Genomic DNA, 8,345 nt, shown 5'->3' with positions numbered 1-8,345 from the left:
CCTGAACCATGTTCAGGAGAGTTCAGCGTGAATGTATCAGGTTCATGCAACCATTTCCAGATATTCAGGCATTCATCTTTGAGCAGCTTAAACAGTCTGGGCAGGTTGCGGTTGAGCAGTCACCTTCAGGGAGTGAAGGGCATAGCAGGCCAGCAACCAATTGAGCAGGCGGGCCACCACACGAGCGGTTTGCCGCGTTGCGGATCCCACCGCCACCCCTCCCAGCGAAAGGCCAACCACAGGACGAGCAGCAAAGATGGCCTCACAGATCTGCAACAGTTGCAACCAACTCACCCCCCCTGGCTCTGGGTGATTCACGGCGGGCGCCAAGGAAGGATCCAGCACACTGCAGTCCACCACCAAAAACACCGGTTGATCCGGCAAAGAGGCCACCACCTGCTGGGGATCCCAGCCATCTTGGGCCCAGAATATTGGGCTGTGGTGGGCTTTCAGCCATGCGTAGGCCCGCGCACTGCCGCTGCGCAATCCCACATGGATCACCGGCAGCTTGTGCTGATAGAGCAACTCCACCCAGGCAGCACTGCCATAGCTTGTATCTTGATCCGGCTGGGTCATCTCTGGGGGCGGCATCAGGTTGGCATGAGCGCTGCAATGCACCACACTCAGAGTTGGGTAGTGCTTCCAGAGGGCACGAATGGCCCCCCAACTGGCGGCCAAGACCGAAGGCAACAGCACCGGCCATTGTTGTCGTCTCCAAGCTTGAGTCACCGCCGCCTCACACATGCCGTAGGGAGGCTCATCCACCAGCCCCGGCAACTGCGCCACCGCCAGCTTATCCACATCGATCCCCAACCTCGGCTCGAAGGCACACAGCTCCGAACCGGCATTGAGAATGGCCATCGGAGCCTGAGTATCGTGGCCAAAGGCGGTGGGAATGAGAATGACCCTAGCGTTGGATTGCGAGCTGGGATGGAGGGACCACTGGGCCATGGGCGCTGTTCCTTTTCCAGAAAGCTGTGGGTCTCCGGCTTGTTCTATGGTGGCCTACAGGGCGCCCAGGGATCCGTCCGAGAGCAAGCCGGTCTGCTACGAAAGATTACAGTTCCCAGGCGGAACTGGGGCCAAAAATCGAGTCAGTGGTAGATTCAAAGTGCTTCGCGCCGCAAACCGCGGTTTGGACAAGGCAAACCACCGCAAACCACAACGAGTTGAGAAAGGTAGACTATGGCTGTGATGGAAGGCGATCCTCGTCAGGGAGCAAAGCTGCCTCTATTTGGGGGATCCACCGGGGGGCTGTTGAGCGCAGCCGAAACCGAAGAAAAATACGTCATCACCTGGACGGGCAAGCCGGGGCAGGTGTTTGAAATGCCCACCGGCGGCGCTGCCGAAATGGTGGAAGGCAAAAACTTTCTCACCTTTGCCCGCAAAGAGCAGTGTTTGGCGCTGGGTGCCCAGTTGAGATCCGACTACAAGATCAACGACTACCAGATCTTCCGCATTCCCGCGGGGGGGGAGCCTGTGTTGGTGCATCCCAAAGACGGCGTCTTTCCCGAGAAGGTCAACGAAGGCCGCGAGCCCGTCGGCAAAGTGGATCGCAACATCGGCAAAAACAAGGAGCCGATTACCTACAAGTTCACCGGCGGGAAACCCTGGGATTGAACTCCCCACAGCTTCGCTCCCTACTGGGTTTCAGGATCCCCTAGCAAGGTCGGGGGATCTTTTGCTTGCCTGTTTTCGACAAAAAAGCTCCAGCCCACCTTGAGCTGAAGCTACGCCCGGAAGCGCTGGGGATCTCCTATATGTAGCCAGGGATCCCAGGGGCCAACCTACTTGGCAATCGCCGCAAAGAACTCCTTGGATTTCACCGGGTCGGGGTGCATGGTTTTCTGGCCGGGCTGCCAGTTGGCCGGGCAAACTTCATCGGGGTGAGATTGCACGTATTGGATAGCTTGCAGGGTGCGCAAGGTTTCATCCACACTGCGGCCAAAGGCCAGGTTGTTAATGGTGGCGTGCTGGATGATCCCTTCTTTGTCGATGATGAACAGGCCGCGCAGCGCCACACCCGCTTCCGGATCCAGGACATTGTAGGCAGCGCTGATCTCCTTTTTCAGGTCAGAGACCAGAGGATACCTCAGCTCACCCACCCCTCCAGCCTTGCGGTCGGTTTGAATCCAGGCCAGGTGAGAGTATTCGCTATCCACTGAAACACCCAGGATCTCGGTATCCAGCTTGGCAAAGTCGTCATAGCGGTCGCTGAAGGCCGTGATCTCCGTTGGGCAGACAAAGGTGAAGTCCAAGGGGTAGAAAAACAACACCACATACTTCTTACCCCTGTAGTCGGAGAGCTTCACCGTCTTGAATTCCATGTCATAGACGGCGGTGGCGGAAAAATCGGGAGCGGGCTGCCCCACTCGCAGGCATCCTTCCTGAGACATAAATCAACGCTCCTTGCGGTAAAGTGCAAATGTAAACCAAACCTAACATACCATACTCATAATGACTCTGCCTTAACTCGATAGATAGCGACGGATCCCAACTGCCGGGATCCGGATAATCCCCATTTTTCCATGCTGATCGGTTCAGCTCTGCAAGGGATCCCATGAGAGTGGCGCTGGAGTTCCTCTATCACTTCTGTTGTGATCGCTGTCGGCGGTGGTGGAGCCAGGCCGATGTGGAGCCCCAACCTGGGGATCGCCTGTATTGCCCCTATTGCGGCCATCAAAATTGCGTGGAGCGCATCGATACCTTTCGCAATGCTGCGCGGGGCAGTTGCCTGACCCGTCCCCCCGATGCCCCTTCTCCAGATCCGCATCCGCCCTCTGAAAAATCCGGGGATCGGCCTCAGGAGAAGCGATCCCCAATCTAGTTATCCTGGGCAAACCCAGTCCTCTTGCCCCTATGGGGCAGCCAGCCGCTAGAGCCTGTCAACCGTTCAACGCATCCGCCAGAGTTCCCCGTTGCGAAGATGACCACAGGTAGAGGTCAACCTCAGGCGAGGAAGAATCCACCAGATGGCGACAGGGGCGGCGCTCTTCCAGGATGGCGGTGGAGCAGCAGCAACTGTAAACTTCCAGATAGTCGTCCGGCTCCGCCTCAAAGATCGCCTGCTGGCCGGGGAAGAGGGTGCGCTCCCAGTGGCCGGGGATCGTGCGGATCACCTGAACCTGTCCGGAACGGTTGACAAAAGCGTATCTTTTCATTGCGTTTTTTTAATGGTGTTAAGAAAAACTTATTGCCCTTAAAATAGGCTACCATCCCTGATCCCCAAGCGGCAATAGTAAGCCGCCAAGACGGGGATCGCTCTTCCTGACTGGCTTTGGGAGATTTGTTCTCTCAGCTTATTGGGGTTGAGAGAATGGGATCCCGAGGAGAAGCCTGCCCTGGTAAACTGAGGGGAAGAGTCTGAAGATATCCTTAAGTTGGCCTTCACCATTCCGAGATCAGCAAGGGGGCACATCGTGGACAACAAGTTGGGGCTAGAGATCATCGAAGTCGTGGAGCAGGCTGCCATTGCCGCCGCCCGCTGGATGGGCAAAGGGGACAACAAGACCGCCGACCAGGTGGCTGTAGAGGCCATGCGGGAGAAACTCAACCAGATCCCTATGCGCGGTCGCATCGTCATCGGGGAAGGAACCCGCGATGAGGCCCCCATGCTCTACATCGGCGAAGAAGTGGGCATCTGTACCCGCCCGGATGCTGAGCAGTTCTGCCGTGTGGAAGAGCTGGTGGAGATCGATATTGCTGTGGATCCCTGCGAGGGCACCAACCTAGTGGCCAAAGGCCAAAACGGCTCTATGGCGGTGCTGGCCATCTCCGAGAAAGGCGGCCTTCTCCACGCCCCGGACATCTACATGCAAAAGCTGGCGGCTCCGCCCCAGGCCAAGGGCAAGGTGCACATCGACTATCCGCCAGAGAAAAATCTCAAGATCATCGCCGAAAGCCTGGATCGGGAGATCTCCGATCTGACGGTGGTGGTCATGGATCGCAAGCGCCACCTCGATCTGATTCGCCAAATTCGAGAGGCGGGGGCGCGGGTGAAGCTGATCACCGATGGCGACATCTCGGCGGCTCTCTCGGCGGGCTTCAACGGCACCGGCATTCATGCTCTGATGGGGATCGGAGCTGCTCCTGAGGGGGTGATCTCGGCAGCCGCTCTGCGGTGCTTGGGCGCCCACTTCCAGGGTCGGCTGATCTACGATCCCGAGGTGGTTCAGGCAGGCACCTACTTGCCACCCGTGGAGGAAACGCGACGGGAACTCAAAGAAAAAGGCATCGAGGATCCCGACAAGGTGTGGGAGTGTGAAGAGCTGGCCAGTGGCAAGGAAGTGCTCTTTGCTGCCACCGGGATCACCGATGGCGACTTGATGCGCGGGGTGCGCTTCTTCGGGGGCGGGGCCCGCACCGAGACCTTGGTGATTTCCAGCCAATCCCGCACGGTGCGCTTTGTGGATACCATCCACATGAAAGATGGCCAGCAGCCCCGCGGACTGCAGCTGCGCTAAGGGATCCCTATCTAACATCCTCGCAGATCGGGGCGGCTTTCCCCTGCTGGAGGTCGCCCTTGCCTTTTTGGGAAAGTTACGAAATCTATCAAGCCCCAACCCGTGAAAACGTAATAACTCTTCAGCAAAATCCGGCAAAACCGGTTCGATACTGGTCTTAGGGTTTAGGTAGGCTGAGAAAAGTTACCTAAGCTTGCTGGAACCGAGTCAAGGGATCCCCCATATCGGTTACAGCTTTTGCCTTCTTTCTGAAACAATATTTGCTTTTGTTCAGAGTTTTTGTTTTTAATAACTTTTGCTGTTGCTGTACAGACGACGGAGAGGCATGTTTATCGCGGTTGTCGGTCTTAGCCATCGCACAGCTCCTGTGGAGATTCGGGAGCGCCTCAGCATCGCGGAGGCGGAGGTGGGAGAGACGATCCAGCAGCTTCGCGCCCACCCCCACATTGAGGAGGCTGCGATCCTCAGCACCTGTAACCGGCTGGAGGTCTACATCGTCACCTCAGAAATGGAGAGTGGTGTCCGGCAGACGATGCAGTTCTTGGCTGAGCTGAAAGGGATCCCCTTGCCCCAACTGCGTCCGCACCTGTTTACCCTTCTTTACCAGGATGCGGTAACCCACCTGATGCGGGTGGCTGCCGGTCTGGACAGCTTGGTGCTGGGAGAAGGGCAGATCCTCTCGCAGGTGAAAAAAGCCCAGCAACTGGGCCAAGCCTGCAACGGCATGGATCGCATCCTCAATCGCCTTTTTAAGGCAGCCATTACCGCCGGCAAGCGCGTCCGTACCGAAACGGAGATCGGCACCGGCGCCATGTCCATCAGCTCGGCAGCGGTGGAGTTGGCTCTGCAAGAGCAGGGATCCCTCTCTCAGGGCAAAGTTACCGTGGTGGGGGCGGGGAGAATGGCCCGTCTGTTGGTGCAGCACCTGTTGGCCAAAGGGGCAGTCGATATCACGGTGGTCAACCGCTCCCTGGAGCGGGCCGAAGCCCTGGCCAAGCAATTCGAGCAGCCGATCCAGGTGTTGCCCTGGGAGTCGCTGCTGAGCAGCGTGGCCGAGTCCAACTTGGTCTTCACCAGCACCGGTGCCACCCAGCCGATCCTCACCTACCAGCAACTGGCAGGGGTTCTGCAGCCGGATCAGCCGCTGTTGTTGGTGGATATCTCTGTGCCCCGCAACATCGATCCCGACGTGGAAAAGCTGAAGGGGGTACAGGTGTTCAATGTGGATCACCTCTCCCGCATCGTGGAAGAAAACCGCGCCCAACGGCAAAAGCTGGCTCTGGCTGCCGAGGCCCTAGTGGAAGAAGAGGTGGATCAATTCATGGAGTGGTGGCGTTCTCTGGAGACGGTGCCCACCATTTCCAGCCTGCGCCACAAGGTGGAGTCTATCCGCGAACAGGAAATGGAAAAAGCCCTCTCCCGCCTGGGCAAGGACTTTGCCGAGAAGCATCTGGAGGTGATCGACGCCTTGACCCGCGGCATCGTCAACAAGATCCTGCACGACCCGATGGTGCAACTGCGGGCCAAACGGGATATTGAGGCGCGGCGGGCAGCCATGCGGATCTTGCAGGAACTGTTCAACCTGGATCCGGTGGTGTTTCAAGCCCAGCAGGAGCGCTAGGGATCCCTTGGCGAAGAGCGCATGACTTGAAGAATTGTAACAGCTCTCCCATCTGGGGTGGAGGGCACCCCTTAGGATACAAAGCGTAAGCCACAGGATCTGGGATTATGTTCGGACAATACGAAGTTTTTGTGCAGTTGGCCCTGCTGGCCTTGATTGTCTTGGCAGGCCCGGCGGTCATCCTGCTGCTCTATCTGCGCGGCGCCGATATGTAGGGGATCCCTCTGGATATTGAGGCAGTCGGGATAACCCTTTGGGAGTGCTGGGGCTAAGCCCAAAGCCAGGAGTGTTTAGCAACGTAACGCTCCTTTGCGTTAGAGTTGTAAAGAAATCCCTAAGGCACTCCTGCTTGTAGGGCGACATCCTGCTGGTCAATGGTTAATATGTCACTCCCCATCCGCAACGTTGCCATCATCGCCCACGTCGACCACGGCAAAACTACCCTTGTGGATGCCCTGTTACGCCAGGCGGGCATCTTTCGGGAGGGGGAAGACATTCCCACCTGTGTGATGGACTCCAACACGCTGGAGCGGGAGCGGGGCATTACCATCTTGGCCAAAAACACAGCCGTCCGCTACGGCGAAACCTTGATCAACATCGTCGACACCCCTGGCCACGCCGATTTCGGGGGCGAGGTGGAGCGGGTGCTGGGGATGGTGGAGGGCTGCTTGTTGATCGTGGATGCCAACGAAGGCCCGATGCCGCAAACCCGCTTTGTGCTGCGCAAAGCCTTGGAGAAGGGCCTGCGCCCCATCGTAGTGGTCAACAAGATTGATCGGCCTCGCGCCGAGCCCTACAAAGCCGTCGACAAGGTGCTGGATTTGTTCTTGGAGCTGGGGGCAGACGAAGACCAGTGCGACTTCCCCTATCTATTTGCCTCTGGGTTGCGCGGCTTTGCCCTGGAAGAAGCCCATCTCAAAGCCTTTCTGGAAGGGAAGTACAGCGGATCCCTGGATATGAAGCCTCTTTTCGAGGCCATCCTCAAGCATGTCCCACCTCCCATTGGGGATCCCGGCAAGCCCCTGCAGCTGCAGGTCACCACGCTGGAGTATTCGGAATACCTGGGCCGGATTGTGATCGGCAAGATCCACAACGGCACCATCCGCCTGGGGGATCCATTGGCAGTGGTGAAAGAGGATGGATCCATTGCCAAGGGCAAAGTAACCAAGCTGTTCGGCTTTCAGGGCCTGCAGCGCATCGAGCTGACGGAAGCCACCGCCGGCCACATTGTTGCTGTGGCGGGGTTTGCCGAGGCCAACATCGGCCATACCCTCACCTCTCCCGAGAATCCCCAGGCTTTGCCGCTCATCAAAGTGGACGAGCCGACGCTGCAGGTGATGATCGGTGTCAACGATTCTCCCTTTGCCGGCCAGGAGGGTACCTTCGTTACCTCGCGACAGTTGCGGGAGCGCCTGATGCGGGAGTTGGAAACCAACGTGGCGCTGCGGGTGGAAGAAACCGACTCGCCGGATCGCTTTTTGGTGTCGGGGCGAGGCGAGCTGCACCTGGGCATCCTGCTAGAAACCATGCGGCGGGAAGGCTATGAGTTTCAGGTGGGGCAACCGAAGGTAATTTTCCGCGAGGTCAACGGCCAGCCCTATGAGCCCTATGAGTGTTTGGTGCTGGATGTGCCGGAAGCGACGGTGGGGGCCTGCATCGAGCGGCTGGGGCAACGGCGGGGAGAAATGCAGAACATGATGGTGGGATCCGATGGTCGGGCTCAGCTGGAGTTTGTCATTCCGGCGCGAGGGCTGATCGGCTTTCGGGGGGAGTTTATCCGCATCACCCGCGGCGAGGGGATCATGAGCCACAGCTTTTTGGAATACCGTCCCCTGACCTCTGAGATGGAAATGCGCCGCAACGGGGTGCTGATTGCTTTTGAAGAAGGGGTGGCCACCACCTACGCCCTGAAAAACGCCGAGGATCGGGGTGTGTTTTTCATTACCCCAGGTACCCGTGTTTACAAAGGGATGATCGTGGGCGAGCACAACCGTCCCCAAGACTTGGAGCTGAACGTCTGCAAGACCAAGCAACTGACCAACCACCGGGCTGCGGGCGGGGAGGAGCTGGTGCACTTGCAAGCGCCGGTGGAGATGACCCTGGAGCGGGCTTTGGAATACATCGGCGAGGATGAGCTGGTGGAGATCACGCCCCAGTCGGTGCGCCTGCGCAAGGCACAGTTAACGCCCTCTCGCCGCTAGTTTTCTGAGCCAACTGGAAGAGAGCATGACTCTAGTCAATAATAAGCTCAACTATACTGA

9 protein-coding genes are annotated in these 8,345 nt (G+C 58.1%); 6 read left to right on the top strand and 3 right to left on the bottom strand.

All coding sequences use genetic code 11. The features are described 5' to 3' along the window. Window positions 1–87: 87 nt before the first annotated feature. Window positions 88–951 (bottom strand): arginase family protein, encoded by an 864-nt coding sequence (locus tag NW843_RS08285; RefSeq protein WP_414522652.1) that lies wholly within the window; start codon window positions 949–951, stop codon window positions 88–90. Window positions 952–1,185: 234 nt separating this feature from the next. Between NW843_RS08285 and NW843_RS08280 the strand changes: the two genes are divergently transcribed. Continuing rightward, complete coding sequence (locus tag NW843_RS08280) at window positions 1,186–1,620, top strand: photosystem I reaction center subunit II PsaD (RefSeq protein ID WP_369791755.1); 435 nt, start codon at window positions 1,186–1,188, stop codon at window positions 1,618–1,620. A 167-nt stretch (window positions 1,621–1,787) separates the two neighbouring features. Here NW843_RS08280 and NW843_RS08275 read toward each other — a convergent pair whose 3' ends face one another. Further along, the gene (locus tag NW843_RS08275) at window positions 1,788–2,396 is read right to left on the bottom strand and encodes a peroxiredoxin (RefSeq protein ID WP_011433828.1); all 609 of its coding nucleotides are present in this window, start codon (window positions 2,394–2,396) and stop codon (window positions 1,788–1,790) included. A 164-nt stretch (window positions 2,397–2,560) separates the two neighbouring features. On the opposite strand from NW843_RS08275, the gene NW843_RS08270 reads away from it, so the two are divergent. Further along, window positions 2,561–2,827, top strand: coding sequence for a hypothetical protein (locus NW843_RS08270; RefSeq protein WP_414409136.1), 267 nt, complete (start codon window positions 2,561–2,563; stop codon window positions 2,825–2,827). Between the two features lie 58 nt (window positions 2,828–2,885). Here NW843_RS08270 and NW843_RS08265 read toward each other — a convergent pair whose 3' ends face one another. After that, entirely contained in the window at window positions 2,886–3,161 is a 276-nt protein-coding gene (locus tag NW843_RS08265; RefSeq protein WP_414522651.1) for a DUF1830 domain-containing protein, read from the bottom strand. Window positions 3,162–3,419: 258 nt separating this feature from the next. Between NW843_RS08265 and glpX the strand changes: the two genes are divergently transcribed. The 4 genes from glpX (at window position 3,420) to typA (ending at window position 8,285) form a co-directional block, all read left to right on the top strand. Continuing rightward, window positions 3,420–4,463 (top strand): class II fructose-bisphosphatase, encoded by a 1,044-nt coding sequence (glpX, locus tag NW843_RS08260; RefSeq protein ID WP_011433831.1) that lies wholly within the window; start codon window positions 3,420–3,422, stop codon window positions 4,461–4,463. 325 nt (window positions 4,464–4,788) lie between these two features. Continuing rightward, entirely contained in the window at window positions 4,789–6,084 is a 1,296-nt protein-coding gene (locus tag NW843_RS08255) for a glutamyl-tRNA reductase (RefSeq protein ID WP_414342169.1), read from the top strand. 107 nt (window positions 6,085–6,191) lie between these two features. Continuing rightward, window positions 6,192–6,299, top strand: coding sequence for a photosystem II reaction center protein Ycf12/Psb30 (gene psb30 / locus NW843_RS08250; RefSeq protein WP_011433833.1), 108 nt, complete (start codon window positions 6,192–6,194; stop codon window positions 6,297–6,299). Window positions 6,300–6,467: 168 nt separating this feature from the next. Beyond that, window positions 6,468–8,285: a translational GTPase TypA gene (gene typA / locus NW843_RS08245; RefSeq protein WP_414522650.1), complete on the top strand. Its 1,818-nt coding sequence runs from the start codon at window positions 6,468–6,470 to the stop codon at window positions 8,283–8,285. Window positions 8,286–8,345 lie beyond the last annotated feature (60 nt).

This window comes from Synechococcus sp. R5-12, from assembly GCF_047502655.1.
Taxonomy (GTDB): Bacteria; Cyanobacteriota; Cyanobacteriia; order Thermostichales; family Thermostichaceae; genus Thermostichus.
Note: the sequence above shows the minus strand (reverse complement) of the source record. Positions and strands in the feature narration are given on the sequence as shown.

Excerpts from the sequence above, each read along its gene's own strand:
- NW843_RS08280 (WP_369791755.1), top strand. The coding sequence starts at position 1,186 with ATGGCTGTGATGGAAGGCGATCCTCGTCAGGGAGCAAAGCTGCCTCTA.
- typA (WP_414522650.1), top strand. The coding sequence starts at position 6,468 with ATGTCACTCCCCATCCGCAACGTTGCCATCATCGCCCACGTCGACCAC.
- NW843_RS08270 (WP_414409136.1), top strand. The coding sequence starts at position 2,561 with ATGAGAGTGGCGCTGGAGTTCCTCTATCACTTCTGTTGTGATCGCTGT.
- NW843_RS08275 (WP_011433828.1), bottom strand. The coding sequence starts at position 2,396 with ATGTCTCAGGAAGGATGCCTGCGAGTGGGGCAGCCCGCTCCCGATTTT.
- psb30 (WP_011433833.1), top strand. The coding sequence starts at position 6,192 with ATGTTCGGACAATACGAAGTTTTTGTGCAGTTGGCCCTGCTGGCCTTG.
- NW843_RS08255 (WP_414342169.1), top strand. The coding sequence starts at position 4,789 with ATGTTTATCGCGGTTGTCGGTCTTAGCCATCGCACAGCTCCTGTGGAG.
- NW843_RS08265 (WP_414522651.1), bottom strand. The coding sequence starts at position 3,161 with ATGAAAAGATACGCTTTTGTCAACCGTTCCGGACAGGTTCAGGTGATC.
- NW843_RS08285 (WP_414522652.1), bottom strand. The coding sequence starts at position 951 with ATGGCCCAGTGGTCCCTCCATCCCAGCTCGCAATCCAACGCTAGGGTC.